Below are 15964 nucleotides of genomic sequence, written 5' to 3'. Positions count from 1 at the left end.
CCATCGGACCGCCTCCACGACACCAAACCGCCGGTTCAGTGCTTCTGTGGCCGCACCCCGTACTTGTCGAGCAAGCGATAAAGCGTCACTCGCCCCACTCCCAGTTGGCGTGCGGCACGCGACACGTTGTTGTCGCACTGCCCCAGCGCCCGTATGACCGTCTCGCGTTCCGCGCGGTCGCGCGCCTGCGCCAACGTCTCCTGGCTGTCATCCCGCTCCTGCGCCGGGAATCCCAGATCCTCCGGCCGTATCAGGCGTCCCTCCGCCATGGTCACGGCCCGCTGGATGCGATTGACCAGTTCACGGACATTGCCCGGCCAGCGATGGCCATGGAGCGCCCGGACCGCTGCCTGGGTGAAGCCGCGCAGGCGCGGGTTCTGGCACCGGAAACGCTCGAAATAGAACTGCGCGAGCGCCATCAAGTCGCTCCCGCGATCGCGCAGGGGCGGCACATCGAGCTGAATCACGTTCAGGCGGTAGTAGAGATCCTCGCGGAAACGCCCCGCCTCGACGGCGCGGAACAGATTCATGTGGGTGGCCGCCAGCACCCGCACATCGACCTGGATGGGCTGCAGGCCACCCACACGCACCAGCGTCCCCTCCTGCAGGAAGCGCAGCAGGTTCACCTGAAGCTCGAGGCCCAGATCCCCGATCTCGTCCAGCAGCAGCGTCCCGTCATGAGCCAGTTCCAGCTGCCCGATCTTGCGCCGCGTCGCGCCGGTAAAGGCCCCCGCCTCGTGCCCGAACAGTTCGGACTGGATCAGCGGTGCCGGCAGCGCCCCGCAGTTGACCGCCACAAACGGACCGTCAGCGCGGCGCGACAGACGATGTACCGTCCGCGCCGCCAGTTCCTTCCCGGTCCCGCTCTCCCCGAGGAACAGGACCGGCGCTTCCGAACCGGCCACGCGCGTGAGCTGCCGCGCCAGGGACTGCATGGGGGCGCTGTGGCCAATAATCGGGCGTCCCTCGGCGGGCGACGGGACCATCGCGGTGGGCTCGGACGGGGTCTCCAGCACGGCCATGCCACAGGCACGGCCCAGCGTGACCTCCAGACGGGCCTGATCCAGCGGCAGGGTATGGAAGTCATAGCAGTTATCGCGAATCAGGTCGCGCAATGCCGGACTCGGCAGCAACCCCGGATGGACCAGCGCAATCCATTTGACCTGCTGGTGGGCATTCACGAAGTCAATCAACTGCGACGGCAGGGGATGATCGAGATCCAGCAGACCCACCCGGACCCCGTCGAGGTCGGGCCAGGCGCGCGCCAGCGGGAAGCTCAGGCGGCGCAATCGCCAGGCACCCGATAGGCGCAGCACGGACTCGCGGGCATGCCCACCGGCATCCAGCCATGCCACCTCGCGGGGTGCACCCGTGGAGCAGGCCCGGAACACCTCCGCACCGAAGCCGGCCTGCGCGCCAGCCGAATCGACAATCCCGCTGGGCAGCGCAGGCCACAAGGCCCCGTTGATCTTTCCTGATCCGGACATGCTCTTCCCCGTCTGTCCGAAGAAATCCCTGGCGCCCCAGGTCCCGGGTGACGCTTTTCACCTTTTGGAGTATAGGCCGCTTCCGTCAAAAATCCGTTTCCAGGGATGACAAAAATGCTACACAGGCAGGGTACTGTCGGATTAATGACACCAAGGGGTCGCCGGGGCGATCGGCGGCGCATGAGGACCGACGCCGCCAGCGGGTCCGCCGGGCTCACATCAAGCCAGTGCCGGAGGGCCCGCCGTACTCAGGAAGCAGCCGAAGGATTGGGGAACAGGTGCCGCGGAATCCACCACAGGTACAGCGCCATCCCGACCAGCTCGACGAGGGACTGGAACACCACCACGACCACCGCGAGCTCCAGGCCCTGCGGCAGGGCCAGCGCGATCGGGAGCACCACGAAGGAATTGCGCGAGCCGAGGCTGAACGCCAGCACCCGCCCCTGCGCCACCGGCAGGTCGAACCCCCGGGCCAGCGCCCGCGCCAGCAGGGCCGCAACCACCAGAAAACCGGCAAAGATCAGCAGCAGCGGCAACAGCACGCCGACTCCGTCGAGCACCGTCGTGACCTGCGAGGCCGCGATAACGAACACCACCCCGGCCAGGAGCGGGACTGGCAGCCAGGCCAGGCCCGCGATCAGACGACCGCGCCCGGGATCATCGTCGGCCCAGCGCTCAGTCAGATACGCCAGAATCAGCGGGACCAGGATCAGGCCGGCAAAGGCCTTCAGCACGTCTCCGCCGGCCAGCACCAGGGTGAACTCGCCACCGAAGAGCCACCACAGATACAGCGGCAACAGGGAAAGCTGCAGCAACAGCGAAAGGGGAGAAAAGGCGATCGCCCGGCGCGTGTCACCCCCACCCAGATGGGTGAAAGTGATGAACCAGTCGGTGCACGGCACCAGCAGCACCAGCGCGATGCCCAGCAGGACCGCCGGACCGCCCGGCGCGACCTGAAGGATCGCCCAGACCAGCAGCGGGATCACCACAAAATTGCCGATCACCGCTGCCGCGAGCAGGCGCGGCTCGCGAAACGCCGCGCCCAGATGGGTTAGTGGCGTCTGCGTGAACGTGGCGTACAGCAACAGCCCCAGCACCGGCCAGAGCACGGCATCCAGCATCGCCCCGAACTCCGGCGCGGACAGGCCCAGGCCGAGCCCCAGGGCAATGGCCACCAGATAGATCAGTACCTGGTATTGCTCCAGGCGCGCGCGCATTCGCCAACGCCGCTCAAGGGCGGCGCACAAGAACTACCAGAGCCAGGTCTCGGGCTGCTCGATGGCGCGGTTGTCGTTGTTCGCCAGCAGGCCCTTGATGCAGCGCACCAGCAGCCAGATGATCAGGGCCAGGAAGATCAGGAAGCCGATGCCGATGGGCGTGGTGATGGCTCCGATCACGGCAAACAGCAACCCGATCCAGAAGGTGCGGATCTGATAGGTGAAGTGGGAGACGCTGACGCTATCGGCCTCGCCACGCTTCATATAAGCGATGATCAGGCCGGCGATCGCGGTGAGCGCGGTCAGGAAGCTCACCAGGTACAGCACGTACACCACGGTGACCATCGTAACGTCCTTGCGCGGCCCGGCTGCGGGCTCGCTGACGTCGCTGCGCACGACTTCCGGCTTGGGATCTTCGGACACCTGGCACCTCCTGTGGGTTGGGTCACGCCGCCAACTTAACAGACTTGCCGGTTCCCTACCCGGGCCCGCCGAGCACGATGAGGACGATGCCCGCCAGGGCGAAGACGAAACCGGTCAGTTGCACCCGCGACATGCGCTCGGCCTGGAAAAAACGCGCCATCAGCGCGGTCGGGGCCGGCGACAGCGCCCCGGCCACCGCGATGATCGACAGCAGGCCCATGCGCACGGCCACGACAAAGGCGAGCGTCGCCGCGGCCTGGAACAGACCGGCCAGCGACAGCAGCACCAGCGTGGAGCGGCTCATCCCGGTCTGCGGCCGGCGCACCAGCATCACCGCCAGCAGCGCCAGCGCGCCCACCGCCGAGGTCGCCACCACCGGCCACAGCGGCGAGCCCGCCTCGGCCTCGTTCAGGAACACGAAGACCAGCCCGAAGCAGACGCCGGCGATGGTCGCGTCCACCAGCCCGCGCACCGGGTGCGCCCCCCGGGCCAGCGCCATCAGGCCACGCACGGGCTCGTCCAGGCGGCGTGGACTCGCCTTGCGCGAACCGCCGGAGATCATCCCGATCGCGATCACGATGGCCGCGATCCCGGCCAGCGCCAGCGGGCCCGGCTGCTCGCCCATCACCAGCCCGACCAGCAGCGGCACCAGGGCCGAGATCACGCCGGTCACGGCGGCGACCAGCCCCATCGAGCCCTCGGCCAGGCCGTGGTAGTAGGCCAGCAGCCCGAGGGCCAGGGCAAGCCCCGAGGCCCCGCCCCAGATCAGGGCCTGGGTCCCGGGCAGGCCCGCCAGCGGGAGAGCGATCACCAGCAGGACGACGGTGGCCAGGATCTGCGAATAGCAGGCGACCACCAGCGCCGGGATGCGCCGGGAGGCCAGGCCGCCAAAGAAGTCGCCAGCGCCGAAGCCCAGGGCCGTCAGCAGGCCGAGGAAAAAGGCCATGTCAGCCCCGGCCCGGGCTCGGAAGCCTCATGCGCGTGGCTTACTCGACGGCCTCGGCGAGCAGGTCCTTCAGGGCCTCTTCGCTGCCGGCATGGCCAACACCGGTCACCACGCCCTCGCCATCCAGCAGGACCACGGTCACCTGTTCGCGCTCGTGCGGCAGGAAACCGGCATCGGCCTCGCTGGAGGTCACCACGATGGAGTAGTCCCGCGCCTGCATGCGCGGCAGGACCACGTTCTGCATCGGCTGCGGCGGCATCTCGTGGATGTCGGCGATGTAGACGATCCCCTCGCGCTCGGCGGGGCTCATCTCGCTCAGGACCGCGTTGGCGACGCCGGCCGGGGCCGCCTCGACGGTCTTCAGGATCACGCGGGCATTGCCCGGCAGCTCGACCGGGTTCCCGTGCTGGTCATTCAGGCTGCGCTCGGGAAACGGCTGGCCCTCGGCGAACTCGGGCTCCGGACCGCCCCCGGACATGCAGCCGGCCACCAGCCCGGCGGCGAGCAGCAGGGCGGCGGGCAGAAGGGATCGGGCAACAAGCGACATGGCAGTTCTCCTGCGGATCGAGACATGGGATCGAAACACACGCGGGTGCGCGCGACAGCGGCGCCGATGGTAACGCATCGAGCGCGTCAGTAGACTGCAACCACCTTCACGGACGACCGCCCGCATGCTGCATTCGCTGATCAAGCTGCTGCGCCCGCACCAGTACATCAAGAACGGTTTCGTGTTCCTCGGCGTGGTGTTCGCGCACGAGTGGGGCGAACCCGGGACGGTGCTCGCCGCCAGCGTCACGTTCCTCGCATTCTGCGCGATCGCCAGCGCGGTCTACGTGCTGAACGACATCGTCGACGTCGAGGCCGACCGCCGTCACCCGACCAAGCGCGAACGCCCGATCGCCAGCGGCGCGATCGCGATCTCCACCGCCTGGGCGATCTTCGCCACCGCGGTCATTGTCGCGCTGGTCCTCGCGGCACTGGTCAGCACCTGGGTGATCGCGCTGATCCTGACCTACCTGGTGCTGAACGTGGCCTATTCTTGGTCGCTCAAGCACATCGTGATCCTCGACGTGTTCAGCATCGCCGCCGGCTTCATGCTGCGCATCCTCGCCGGCACCCTTGGCCTGGGCATCGAACCCTCGCAATGGCTGCTGCTGTGCGGGCTGATGCTGACGCTGTTCCTGGGCTTCGCCAAGCGGCGCGCGGAGCTCGCCGATGGCGCCATCGAACACACCCCGGATCAGGACGGGACGCGGCGCGTGCTGCACGACTACAGCGTCAGTCTCCTGGATCAGTTCATCGCCATCAGCGCCGCCTGCACCGTGCTCGCCTACGGGCTCTACACGGTCAGCGCCGAGACCATCGCGCTGCATGGCACGGATGGGCTGATCTACACCCTGCCGTTCGTGATCTACGGCATCTTCCGCTACCTGTTCCTGCTGCACGCGCGCGGCGCCGGCAACGACACCTCGCGCGACCTGGTCACCGACCCGCACCTGCTGGCCACGGTCGCGGTATGGATGGGTGTGACCCTCGCCGTACTCGCATGAATGCGGTCCTGCTCTCCGGCTGGCGCCTGCGCGCGGTGATGCTCTCGATCATCGTTGCCGTCGCGCTGTACCTCGGGGTCATGCTGTGGGCGGGGGCAGACGAGGTCTGGCGTGCCCTGAAGCTGGTGGGCGTCGGCGGCGTCCTGCTGGCCCTGGGGCTGTCGCTGGTGAACTACAGCCTGCGCTTCACCCGCTGGCAGCTCTACCTGCGCACCCTGGGCCATGCCATCCCGACGCGCGCCAGCCTGCATATCTATGTGGCCGGCTTCGCCCTGACCACCACGCCCGGCAAGGCCGGCGAGGCCCTGCGCGGGGTGCTGCTGAAGCGCCGCCGGGTGCCCTACCCGGACAGCTTCGCCGCCTTCGTCTCCGAGCGCCTGTCCGACCTGATCGCGGTCGTGCTGCTGTCCCTGTTAGGCCTGACCCTGGTGGCCCAGGGCACCTGGCTGATCGCGGCCGGCGCAGCCTGCATCCTCGCGGCGCTGGTGATCCTGTCGTGGCGACGCCCGCTCGCCTGGATACAGACGATCAGCGACCGCCCGGGGCAGCGCGTCTGGCGCAGCCTGCACCATGTCGCCACGATCCTGCTGCAGGCACGGCGCTGCCACCGCCCGGCCCTGCTGGCCGCGGCCACTGCCCTCAGCGTCATCGCGTGGAGCGCCGAGGCCCTCGCCTTCTGGTGGATCCTCAACGCCATGGGCTTCGAGGCCGGCTTCGCCTTTGCCGCTTTCGTCTTCGCCCTGGCCATGCTGGCCGGCGCGCTGAGCTTCCTGCCTGGGGGACTGGGGGGTACCGAAGCGGTGATGGTCGCCCTGCTGCTGTGGGCCGACATGCCACCGGCCGACGCCATCGCGGCGACCATGCTGATCCGCTTCACCACCCTCTGGTTCGCGGTGATCCTGGGCCTGATCGCGCTGGCCACCAACCCCGAGGCGCGCGGCCACGAACACCCGGTGCAACCCCATGCGTAGGCGCCTCGCTCTCACCACGTCATGGCGAAGCCCTGTAGGAGGCCAGCCCCCTGGCCGATGGGGTACAACCAATGCCCCAATCGCCCGGAGGGCCGGGCTCCTACAGGTTCGAAGCCACAGAGCCGCAGGGTCCGCAAGATTCTCCTGGTGCCATCCCGACATCTTCGTGCGCAACCGACATTCCACGGCCCCGTCATTGCGAGGCCCCGCAGGGGCCGGGGCACAAAAGCGCGTAGCGCGTCGAACGGTCGCAGGCCGGCCCGAAGGGCGAGTGCAGCGAGTTATCCCCCGATGCCGGGAACAGCTTCGGAAGATTGCCACGGCCCCTGCGGGGCCTCGCAATGACGGGTACGGGATAGGCGCCGGAGGCCTTGCATGACCGTCAGCTGGAACCGCATCCCGCGGGTCGAACATGCCGCCGAAGTCGAGCTTGCTCACCGCGGCCGGCCGCTTCCCCCGGGCACGCCCCGCCCCCTGCTCGCCCACGGCCTCGGGCGCAGCTATGGCGACGTCTGCCTGAACCCCGGGGCCACCCTGCTGCATACGCCGGGGCTGGATCGCTTCGTGGCCTTCGACGCCGCCACGGGGCGGATCACCGCGGAGGCCGGACTGTCGCTGGATGCCCTGCTGCGCTTTGCGGTGCCGCGCGGCTGGTTCCCGCCGGTGGTGCCGGGTACCCGTTTTGTCACCCTCGGCGGCGCGGTGGCCAACGACGTGCACGGCAAGAACCATCACCAGGCTGGCAGCTTCGGCGACCACGTACTCGGGCTGACCCTGCGCCGTTCCAACGGCCAGGCCCTGGAGGTCACCCGCGAGGCCAGCCCCGACTGGTTCGCCGCAACCGTGGGGGGGCTGGGCCTGACCGGACTGATCGAGACCGTGACCCTGCAGTTGATGCCGGTGCGCTCCGGCTGGATGCGCGCCTGGTCGCAGCGCTTCGACTCGCTGGATGCGTTCTGGGACCTGAATGCGCAGGCCGAGCGCGAGTGGCCCTACACCGTCGCCTGGATCGACTGCCTGAACCCGGGCCCGGACGGGCGCGTCGGGCGCGGCATCTACGGCGCGGCGCGCCACGCGGCCACCGCGCCTGTGCGCGGGGATTACCGCGAACGCCGGCGCAGCATCCCGCTGGACCCGCCCGTCTCGCTGGTCAACCGCCTGACGCTGCGCGCCTTCAACCACATCTACTACCGCCAGCCGGTGCACGCGACACCCCGTGCCGTGCACCACCAGCCCTGGCTGTTCCCGCTGGATGCGATCCGCCACTGGAACCGCATCTACGGGCACCAGGGCTTCTACCAGTACCAGTGCGTCCTGCCCCCGCATGCCGCACGGGACGGCGTGCAGGCCCTGCTGGATGCGATCGCCGCCAGCGGCCAGGGCTCGTTTCTCGCGGTGCTCAAGACCTTCGGCGACCGGCCCGCGCCGGGCATGCTGTCCTTTCCCCGCCCGGGTGCCACCCTCGCGCTGGACTTCCCGGAAAAGGGTCGCGACACCGCGCGCCTGTTCGCGCGCCTGGACGCCATCGTGCAGGAGGCCGGCGGTGCCCTGTACCCTGCGAAGGACGCGCGCATGCCGGCCGAAGTCTTCCGCCAGGGGTTCCCCGGCTGGGAGGCCTTCGCCGAGTATGTGGACCCCGAATTCTCCTCCGGCTTCTGGCGCAGGGTGACCGCATGAACCCGATGAACAACGTTGTCCTCCTTGGTGCTACCTCGGCCATTGCCACCGCAGTGGCCCGGGAGCTGGTGGATACCGGCGCGCGGCTGTTCTGCGTGGCCCGCGACGGCGACGCCCTGGAGGCCCTGCTGGCCGACCTGCGGGTGCGCGCCGACGACCCGGAGGGCAACCGCATCCTCGGTGCCCGCGCCGATCTGGCCGATATCGACGGCCACGCGGCGCTGTGGCAGCAGGCGCAGGAGGCCCTGGGCGAGGTGGACAGCGTACTGCTGGCCTGGGGCACCCTGCCGGACCAGGCCGCGTGCAACGCCTCGGTGGACGCTACCCTGCAGGCGATCCACGTCAACGGCACCAGCGCCATCGCCCTGCTGGGCCGCATCGCCCCGGACTTCGAAGCCCGGGGCCGGGGCGTGATCGCCGCCATCGGCTCGGTCGCCGGGGATCGCGGGCGCCAGAGCAACTACGCCTACGGCACCGCCAAGGGCATGCTCGCGATCTACCTCCAGGGGCTGCGCAACCGCCTGTTCTTCAGCGGCGTGGACGTGGTCACGCTCAAGCCCGGCTTCGTGCGCACCCCGATGACCGAGGGCCTCAACCGCGCCGGCGCCCTGTGGGCCGAACCGGAAACGGTGGCCCGCGGCATCGTCCGTGCCATGCGCCGCGGCCGCGACGTCGCCTACCTGCCTGCCAAGTGGTGGGTGATCATGACCATCATCCGCCTGATCCCCGAATACCTGTTCAAGCGCCTGAAGCTATAACCCTGAAGCCATAACGATGAACCGGAATGACACGCGGCAGATCGTGCTGTTCGACTTCGACGGCACCCTGACCCGGCGCGACAGCCTGTTCCCCTTCCTGCGCCACGCGCTGGGGACACCGGCCTTCCTCCGCCGCCTGCCGGACTGCCTCCCGGCGCTGACCGGCCTGGCGCTGAAGCGCCTGTCCAATCAGGATGCCAAGGAGGCAGTGTTGACCCATATGCTCGCCGGCGAGACCCTCGCCCACCTGCAGGCCAGGGGCCGTGAATTCGCCGACCGCGGCCTGGACCGCCTGCTGCGCCCGACCGGGATGCGCGCCCTGCGGGCCCATCGCGACGCAGGCCATGACTGCGTACTGGTCTCCGCCTCGCTGGATGTGTGGCTGCAGCCGTGGGCCGAGCGCCACGGGCTGACCGGCGTGGTCAGCTCGCGCCTCGCGGTGGATGACGCCGGTCGCGTCACCGGGCGCCTGGACGGCACCAACTGCCGGGGCGCCGCCAAGCCGGCGGCGGTCGCCGCCTGGCTGGCCACCCTGCCCCCGGACGAGCCGGTCGATCTGGTCGCGGCCTACGGCGACAGCGCAGCTGACCAGCCGCTGCTGGAGATGGCCGGCAGCGGTTACCGCCTGCGCCGGGGCCGCTTCCGGCATGTCCACGGGGCGGCGGTAGAGGGGGCCCCCGAGTGAACCCGACAACCGCCTCCTGGCCCTGGCTCGCCCGTCACTACGGCGCGATCCTGCTGGCCGTGCTGCTGGTCAAGATCGGCATGGCCTGGGCCCTGCCAATCACCGGCGACGAGGCCTATTTCCTGATCTGGGGACAGAACCCGGATCTCGGCTACTACGACCACCCGCCGATGATCGGCTGGTGGCTGGGCGCCATCCTGCCCCTGTCGGAGCACCCGCTGGCGATTCGTGCCCTGGGTATTTTCGTCTCCATGGCACCGGCGCTCGCGATCTTCCTCTGGTGGAGGCAGACCGACCCGCTCCGCGCGCGCCTGGTCTCGCTGCTGGCGCTGTTCATGCCGCTGTTCTTCATCGCGGTGATCACCGCGACGGACACCCCGCTGATCCTGTTCAGCCTGCTGGCCACAGCCCTTGCCTGGCAGGCCCTGCGCACCGGCGCGGCGCACTGGTTCCTGCTCGCCGGCCTGGCCCTGGGGCTGGCGTTCCTGTCCAAGTACTTCGCGGTCCTGCTGGGGATTGCGCTGGGGCTGCATATCCTGCTGTTCGCGCGGCAGCACTGGCGCGGGCTTTTGCTGATCCTCCTCGGCGTGGTGCCGGCGGTGGCGCTCAATCTGTACTGGAACTGGGGCAACTGCTGGTACAACGTGATGTTCAACATCGTGAACCGGCACGGCGACGGCGGCTTCGACCCCGGCAACTGGCTGACCTACGCGATCCTGCTGGTCTACCTGTTCACGCCCTGGCTGCTGTGGTTCTACGCGCGTCAGTGGCGGGCCCTGGCCGCCGGCATCCGCGCGCACCGACTGGGCGTGTTCCTGTCCGCCGGACTGATCCCGCTGCTCCTGTTTGCCCTGCTCGCCCCGTTCAAGAGCATCGGCCTGCACTGGCTGGCCGCCTTCGCCCCCTTCCTGCTGCTGCCCGCGCTGTTCCTGGCGCGACGTTCGCTGACGCTCGGCGTATGGCTCTCCGGGGCCCTGGCAGCACTGCACGCGATCGCGATCCTGACGATCGCGCTGATGCCGGTGGAATGGCTGAAGGGCCAGGATCGCTACGCCGACGCGGTGTTCTACCTGGCGCCGGAATCGGTGGCCGCGGTGGTCAACGAATACGACGCCGACTGGCACGTCTTCACCCGCAGCTATTCGCGCTCGGCGGTGCTGGGTTACTACGCCGGGCGCGAGGTGGGCGTGTTCGGCCCCGGTTCCCACTATGGCCGCCAGGACGACCTGCTTACCGACTTCCGCGCCCTTGACGGCGCCAACCTGCTCTACGTGCCCACCCGGGGCGAGCTGGACCCGGCGCACGTGGAGCCCTTCTTCGACGAGCTGCGCCTGCGCAAGGTCACCATCCGCGGCGTCGAATGGACCCTCGCCGAAGGCCGCGGCTTCGACTACGCCGCCTACCACGACCAGATCCTGGAACCGGTGCTCGCTCGCTACTACGACTTCCCGCCTTGGCTGCCGGAGGGCCGCTGCGCCTTCACCGACCGCTACACGAACCGGGAATAAGACCCTGCGTTGACCAGGGAATCGTCCCCCCGGATACTGTTGTCCGTGAGCCATCGACTTCATCCAGGGAGGGGCGAGCGATGATCGCACCCGGAGCGGCGATCCCTGCCCGCCAACGTAGAGCGAGCGCACGCACCCGCTGGCGCTGTGGTCTCGCCGTGCTCGTTCTGCTGCTGCCGCTGTTGCTGCTCGGCTGTGGTGGCTCCCAGGAGACCCCGCTGCGGGTGGCCACCATCGAGTGGATCGGCTACCACCCTCTCCACCTGGCCGCCTCCGAGGGCAGGCTTCCCATCGACGAAATTCGCCTCGCCCGCTTCAGCTCGAACGTGGAGTCCCTGCGCGCCTTTCGCAACGGCAATGTCGACGCCGCCGCCCTGACCCTGGACGAGGCTTTTCTGCTGCGCGCCGACGGCCACGATATCCGCGTCATCCTGCTGCTGGACTATTCCCATGGCGGCGACACCATCCTGGCGCAGCCGGGCATCACCCGCATGGCCGATCTGGAGGGCCGCCGCATCGGGGTCGAGAATGATGCCGCCACCGCCTACCTGCTCGCTCGCGGCCTGGAACACGGCGGCCTCGACCGCGAGAGAGTCGATATCGTGCGCGTAGATGCGGGGCGCCACGAGGAGGCCTTCCACGGCGGGGAGGTCGACGCCCTGGCGACCTTCGAGCCGATCCGCACCCGGCTGCTGAATGCCGGTGCCGAGGAGCTGTTCGACAGCACCCGGATCCCGGGCGAGATTATCGATGTCCTGGTGGTCCAGCGCCAAGCGCTCGACGACCACCCGCGACATCTCCGGCAGCTGGTGGATGCCTGGTTTGGAACGCTCGAATATCTGGATACCGACCCGGAACCCGCAAAGGCCGCCATGGCCCGGTATAGCGACCTCAGCGCGGAGGAACTGGCGGGTGCACTGGCTGGGGTCCACTTTCCCTCGCGGGCGGAAAACTGCACAGCCCTGGCCTCCGGTGGCGAATCCCTGCGCGCCAGCAGCGAGCGCCTGGCCACCCTGATGCAGCAGCAGGGCCTGCTGGAGCGCGAGGTGAACCTCGATCGTCTGTTCGATGACCGCGTCCTGCAGGCGGCGGGCTGCCCGCCATCGGAAGACGGCTGATGTGGCAGGGCCTGTTCCGCTATCCGATCAACACCACGCTGCCGCTTTTCCTGCTGGTGGTAGCACTCATTCTCGGCACCCTCTACACCCTGACCCTGATCCACAACCAGCAGCGCAGCATCCTCGCGAACGCCGAACGCGAACTGGCGACCGAGATCAGCCGCATGCAGCGCATCGTCCAGAACCACCTGGCAAACAACGGCACGCAGGCCATTCAGGACGAGATCGCGGCGCTCAATGTCGATATCCGGGTCCGCCTGGCCGGGGTGGTCGATGAACGCCAGCACTACGTTGCCGCCCTGAACCGCGGCATGCGCGAACGCCCGCTCGCGGAGACCCTAGACGCCGAACCCATGGCCGCGCTGGCCGACCCGCTGCGCACGCTGCTGACCGACGCCCGCGACCGCCGCGCCGCCAAGGTGCGCCATGTCGCGGGCGAGAACACCCTGATCGCGGTGGCGCCGCTGCAGTTCACCGGGCCTCTGGTGGACCTGGGGCGCAGCCCCTCGGGCGCGGTCATCCTCGCATGGGATCTGTCGCTGCCTTTCCGGCAGGCGCGCACCGCGGCCCTGAACTCGGCGCTGCTGCTCGCGCCGATCCTTATCGCAGCACTCGCCGCGCTGTGGTGGCTGATCTACCAGGCACTGGGGCGGCGCCTGAGCCGCCTGACCCGGACCGCGGAGCAGATCGCCGGTGGCGAGCACCACCAGCGTGCCGGGGTCACCGGGCGCGACGAGATCGGCCGACTTGCACGCGCCTTCGACCGTATGGCCGATGGCCTGGTGCAGGAACAGGCGCGCCTGCGCGAAAGCGAGCAGCGGCTGTATCTGGCCCAGGCCTTCTCCGGCGTTGGCACCTGGGAATGGGAAATCGCCAGCGGCGACCTGGTCTGGACCCGTCCGACCTACCAGCTGTTCGACCTGCCGGAGGACACCACCGAGGTCACTTTCGAGCATTACCTGGAGCGGGTCCATCCCGACGACCGTGCGCGGGTCCAGGCCGCGGTGGAGCAGTCCCTCGAGCAGGGTACCGCCTACAGCATCGAGCACCGCGTACTCACGCGAGATGGCGACGAACGCTGGCTGCTCGGGAGCGGCGACGTGCTGCGCGACGCGGACGGCCAGCCCCGGCGCATGTACGGCATCGTGCAGGACATCACCGCGACCAAGCGCGCCGAGGCGGCCCTGTTCCGCGAAAAGGAATATGCCCAGGTCACGCTCGCCTCCATCGGCGACGGCGTCATCACCACCGATACCCGGGGCCGAGTCACGTTCCTGAACCCGATCGCGGAGTACCTGACCGGCTGGACCACCGATGCCGCCACCGGTGAACCGCTGACGCGAGTATTCAACATCCTCAACGAGATCACCCGCAAACCGGCGGTCAACCCGGTCGAGCGTTGCCTCAAGGAAGGTCGGATCGTCGGACTGGCCAACCACACCATGCTGCTGCGCCGGGACGGGCAGGAATTCGCGATCGAGGACTCGGCCGCGCCGATCCGCGACCGGGACGGCGAGATCGTGGGTGTGGTGCTGGTGTTCCATGACGTGACCCAGGCGCGCGAGCTGGCCAACCAGCTCAGCTGGCAGGCCACCCACGATGCCCTGACCGGGCTGCCCAACCGCCACGCCTTCGAGCAGCGCCTGGAACAGCTGGCGCGCTACCCGGAAAGCCAGAAGGGGCACGAAAACCATACCCTGCTGTACATCGACCTCGACCAGTTCAAGGTCGTGAACGATGTCGCCGGCCACGTCGCCGGGGATCAGATGATCCGCCAGGTCGGCGAACTGATGCTGGATCAGGTGCGCGAAACCGACCTGCTCGCCCGCCTTGGCGGCGACGAGTTCGGCATCATCCTCACGCACTGCGACATCGCCCACGCCGACCGCATCGCCAACGCCATCCATACGGTCCTGGACGAACTGCGCTTTGCCTGGGAAGACCGCGTGTTCCGCATCAGCGCCTCCATCGGCATCATCGAGTTCCAACCCGGCGAGCGCAGCATGAACCAGCTGCTCGCCGATGCCGACATCGCGGTCTACGCGGCCAAGAACGCCGGCCGACGGCGCTCGCATATCTTCCGCCCGGAGGACCAGGACCTGCAGCAGCACCGGCGCGAGATGGACTGGGCCACACAGATCTCCGACGCCGTCGAACAGGGGCGCCTGGTGCTGTTTGCCCAGATGATTCACCCACTGGCCGAGCCCGACTCCGGCGCACCGCCCGCGGGACTCTCCTTCGAGGTGCTCGTACGCCTGCGGAGCCAGGACGACGAGTTGATCCCCCCCGGGGTCTTCCTGCCGGCCGCCGAACGCTTTGACCTGATCTCCATCGTCGACCGCTGGATCATCACCCGGACCTTCTCCATGGTGGCTGACCACATCCGCCTGCACGGCCCGGCGAGCATCGAGCATTGCGCGGTCAACCTCTCCGGCGCGACCCTGAGTGACGAGACCCTGCTGCCATTCATCCGCAACCAGCTGAGCCTGCACCAGCTGCCTGGCGAGATTTTCTGCTTCGAGGTCACCGAAACCGCGGCGATCTCCAACCTGCAGGCGGCAATGCGCTTCATCCGCGAGTTGCGCGGCATGGGCTGTCGCTTCGCGCTGGACGACTTCGGCTCCGGGCTGTCGTCGTTCGCCTATCTGAAGACCCTGCCGGTGGACTACCTGAAGATCGACGGCAGCTTCGTGCGCAACATCGCCACCGACCCGGTCAATGACGCCCTGGTCGGCAACATCAACAACATCGGTCACCTGCTCGACAAGAAAACGATCGCCGAGTTTGCCGAAGACGAATCGACCATCGCCCGCCTGCGCGAGCTGAACGTGGACTTCGCCCAGGGCTACGGGCTGCACCGCCCGCAGCCCCTGGAGGAACTGTTTGCAATGCACAACCCACCGCGCTGACAGCGAGGCCTGCGAGACGCTCATCGGGCCCCTGTGCGGGGAACATGCATCAGTCAGGACGGTCTGTAGTTCTCCCGGCCACGGTTGCGACCGAGGGCCGCCATTGGCCATTCTGTACGGCTGAATACAAGTTCCGGAGCACACCGAATGACTATCCGCCCCCTGCGCGCGGGCCTGATCCCGGCCCTGTTTCTTCTCCTGCCCGGCCTGGCGCTGGCCCAGCAGGCCGACCCGCAGATGCAACAACAGATGCAGCAGCAGGAGCCGGAGACCACGATCCACCAGGACTGGGAGGTCGCCTGTATCGAGACGCCACAGGGCGAGCGTTGCCGGATGCAGCAGACGCTGGAGATCCAGGACGAGCAGGCGCAGGGGCTGTTCCTGCAGGCGACCGTACGCCGCGAGGGCGACCAGCACATCATCGAGATCCTGGTACCGCTGGGCGTCGACCTGCGCCCCGGCATCCGTATGCAGGTGGACGATGCGGGCGAAGAGATGGATGCGGGCTACGTGACCTGCGTGCAGCAGGGCTGCGTCGCCGGGCGCGAACTGAACAGCGAACAGATGAGCGCGCTGCGCGGCGGACAGGCCCTGACCGTCGCCTTCCGTGCCCTGCACCAGGAACAGCCGTTCGTGTTTGACGTATCCCTGATGGGCTTCACTGACGCCAGCAACCAGCTGCAATAACCGGCGGCGTCACCAGCGACCCCACCCA

14 protein-coding genes are annotated in these 15964 nt (G+C 68.6%); 9 read left to right on the top strand and 5 right to left on the bottom strand.

The window, feature by feature from the left end; translation table 11 throughout:
• Positions 1 to 35 precede the first annotated feature (35 nt).
• The 5 genes from C996_RS0103175 to C996_RS0103155 all read right to left on the bottom strand — a co-directional run bounded on the left by C996_RS0103175 (position 36) and on the right by C996_RS0103155 (position 4620).
• Positions 36 to 1487, bottom strand: coding sequence for a sigma-54 dependent transcriptional regulator (locus tag C996_RS0103175; RefSeq protein ID WP_038035592.1), 1452 nt, complete (start codon positions 1485 to 1487; stop codon positions 36 to 38).
• Between the two features lie 248 nt (positions 1488 to 1735).
• Positions 1736 to 2704 (bottom strand): arsenic resistance protein, encoded by a 969-nt coding sequence (locus tag C996_RS0103170; protein ID WP_018866019.1) that lies wholly within the window; start codon positions 2702 to 2704, stop codon positions 1736 to 1738.
• A gap of 33 nt (positions 2705 to 2737) precedes the next feature.
• Positions 2738 to 3127 (bottom strand): hypothetical protein, encoded by a 390-nt coding sequence (locus C996_RS0103165; RefSeq protein WP_018866018.1) that lies wholly within the window; start codon positions 3125 to 3127, stop codon positions 2738 to 2740.
• Between the two features lie 55 nt (positions 3128 to 3182).
• Positions 3183 to 4073 (bottom strand): EamA family transporter, encoded by an 891-nt coding sequence (locus C996_RS0103160; protein ID WP_018866017.1) that lies wholly within the window; start codon positions 4071 to 4073, stop codon positions 3183 to 3185.
• 40 nt (positions 4074 to 4113) lie between these two features.
• Complete coding sequence (locus tag C996_RS0103155; RefSeq protein WP_018866016.1) at positions 4114 to 4620, bottom strand: hypothetical protein; 507 nt, start codon at positions 4618 to 4620, stop codon at positions 4114 to 4116.
• 124 nt (positions 4621 to 4744) lie between these two features.
• Between C996_RS0103155 and C996_RS0103150 the strand changes: the two genes are divergently transcribed.
• From C996_RS0103150 to C996_RS0103110, 9 genes are all read left to right on the top strand, one after another.
• Complete coding sequence (locus tag C996_RS0103150) at positions 4745 to 5623, top strand: decaprenyl-phosphate phosphoribosyltransferase (protein WP_018866015.1); 879 nt, start codon at positions 4745 to 4747, stop codon at positions 5621 to 5623.
• On the top strand, positions 5620 to 6594 hold the full coding sequence (locus tag C996_RS0103145) for a lysylphosphatidylglycerol synthase transmembrane domain-containing protein (RefSeq protein ID WP_018866014.1): 975 nt from the start codon (positions 5620 to 5622) through the stop codon (positions 6592 to 6594). Before C996_RS0103150 ends, C996_RS0103145 begins: the two co-directional genes overlap by 4 nt.
• Before the next feature lie 375 nt (positions 6595 to 6969).
• Positions 6970 to 8271, top strand: a complete 1302-nt coding sequence (locus C996_RS0103140; protein WP_018866013.1) for an FAD-binding oxidoreductase — start codon at positions 6970 to 6972, stop codon at positions 8269 to 8271.
• Between the two features lie 5 nt (positions 8272 to 8276).
• Positions 8277 to 9029: an SDR family oxidoreductase gene (locus tag C996_RS0103135; protein WP_369772439.1), complete on the top strand. Its 753-nt coding sequence runs from the start codon at positions 8277 to 8279 to the stop codon at positions 9027 to 9029.
• A 16-nt stretch (positions 9030 to 9045) separates the two neighbouring features.
• The gene (locus C996_RS0103130) at positions 9046 to 9714 is read left to right on the top strand and encodes an HAD-IB family hydrolase (RefSeq protein WP_018866011.1); all 669 of its coding nucleotides are present in this window, start codon (positions 9046 to 9048) and stop codon (positions 9712 to 9714) included.
• The gene (locus C996_RS0103125) at positions 9711 to 11222 is read left to right on the top strand and encodes a glycosyltransferase family 39 protein (RefSeq protein ID WP_018866010.1); all 1512 of its coding nucleotides are present in this window, start codon (positions 9711 to 9713) and stop codon (positions 11220 to 11222) included. Before C996_RS0103130 ends, C996_RS0103125 begins: the two co-directional genes overlap by 4 nt.
• A 158-nt stretch (positions 11223 to 11380) precedes the next feature.
• Complete coding sequence (locus C996_RS0103120) at positions 11381 to 12340, top strand: ABC transporter substrate-binding protein (protein WP_018866009.1); 960 nt, start codon at positions 11381 to 11383, stop codon at positions 12338 to 12340.
• Complete coding sequence (locus C996_RS0103115; protein ID WP_018866008.1) at positions 12340 to 15249, top strand: EAL domain-containing protein; 2910 nt, start codon at positions 12340 to 12342, stop codon at positions 15247 to 15249. The genes C996_RS0103120 and C996_RS0103115 overlap by 1 nt, the downstream gene beginning before the upstream one ends.
• A 147-nt stretch (positions 15250 to 15396) precedes the next feature.
• A complete protein-coding gene (locus tag C996_RS0103110; RefSeq protein WP_018866007.1) occupies positions 15397 to 15936 on the top strand; it encodes an invasion associated locus B family protein in 540 nt (179 codons plus the stop codon).
• Positions 15937 to 15964 lie beyond the last annotated feature (28 nt).

It is taken from the genome of Thioalkalivibrio sp. ALE25 (assembly GCF_000377285.1).
In the GTDB taxonomy this organism is placed as follows: Bacteria; Pseudomonadota; Gammaproteobacteria; order Ectothiorhodospirales; family Ectothiorhodospiraceae; genus Thioalkalivibrio.
Note: the sequence above shows the minus strand (reverse complement) of the source record. Positions and strands in the feature narration are given on the sequence as shown.

Excerpts from the sequence above, each read along its gene's own strand:
- C996_RS0103175 (WP_038035592.1), bottom strand. The coding sequence starts at position 1,487 with ATGTCCGGATCAGGAAAGATCAACGGGGCCTTGTGGCCTGCGCTGCCC.
- C996_RS0103170 (WP_018866019.1), bottom strand. The coding sequence starts at position 2,704 with ATGCGCGCGCGCCTGGAGCAATACCAGGTACTGATCTATCTGGTGGCC.
- C996_RS0103160 (WP_018866017.1), bottom strand. The coding sequence starts at position 4,073 with ATGGCCTTTTTCCTCGGCCTGCTGACGGCCCTGGGCTTCGGCGCTGGC.
- C996_RS0103155 (WP_018866016.1), bottom strand. The coding sequence starts at position 4,620 with ATGTCGCTTGTTGCCCGATCCCTTCTGCCCGCCGCCCTGCTGCTCGCC.
- C996_RS0103150 (WP_018866015.1), top strand. The coding sequence starts at position 4,745 with ATGCTGCATTCGCTGATCAAGCTGCTGCGCCCGCACCAGTACATCAAG.
- C996_RS0103145 (WP_018866014.1), top strand. The coding sequence starts at position 5,620 with ATGAATGCGGTCCTGCTCTCCGGCTGGCGCCTGCGCGCGGTGATGCTC.
- C996_RS0103140 (WP_018866013.1), top strand. The coding sequence starts at position 6,970 with ATGACCGTCAGCTGGAACCGCATCCCGCGGGTCGAACATGCCGCCGAA.
- C996_RS0103135 (WP_369772439.1), top strand. The coding sequence starts at position 8,277 with ATGAACAACGTTGTCCTCCTTGGTGCTACCTCGGCCATTGCCACCGCA.
- C996_RS0103130 (WP_018866011.1), top strand. The coding sequence starts at position 9,046 with ATGAACCGGAATGACACGCGGCAGATCGTGCTGTTCGACTTCGACGGC.
- C996_RS0103115 (WP_018866008.1), top strand. The coding sequence starts at position 12,340 with ATGTGGCAGGGCCTGTTCCGCTATCCGATCAACACCACGCTGCCGCTT.
- C996_RS0103110 (WP_018866007.1), top strand. The coding sequence starts at position 15,397 with ATGACTATCCGCCCCCTGCGCGCGGGCCTGATCCCGGCCCTGTTTCTT.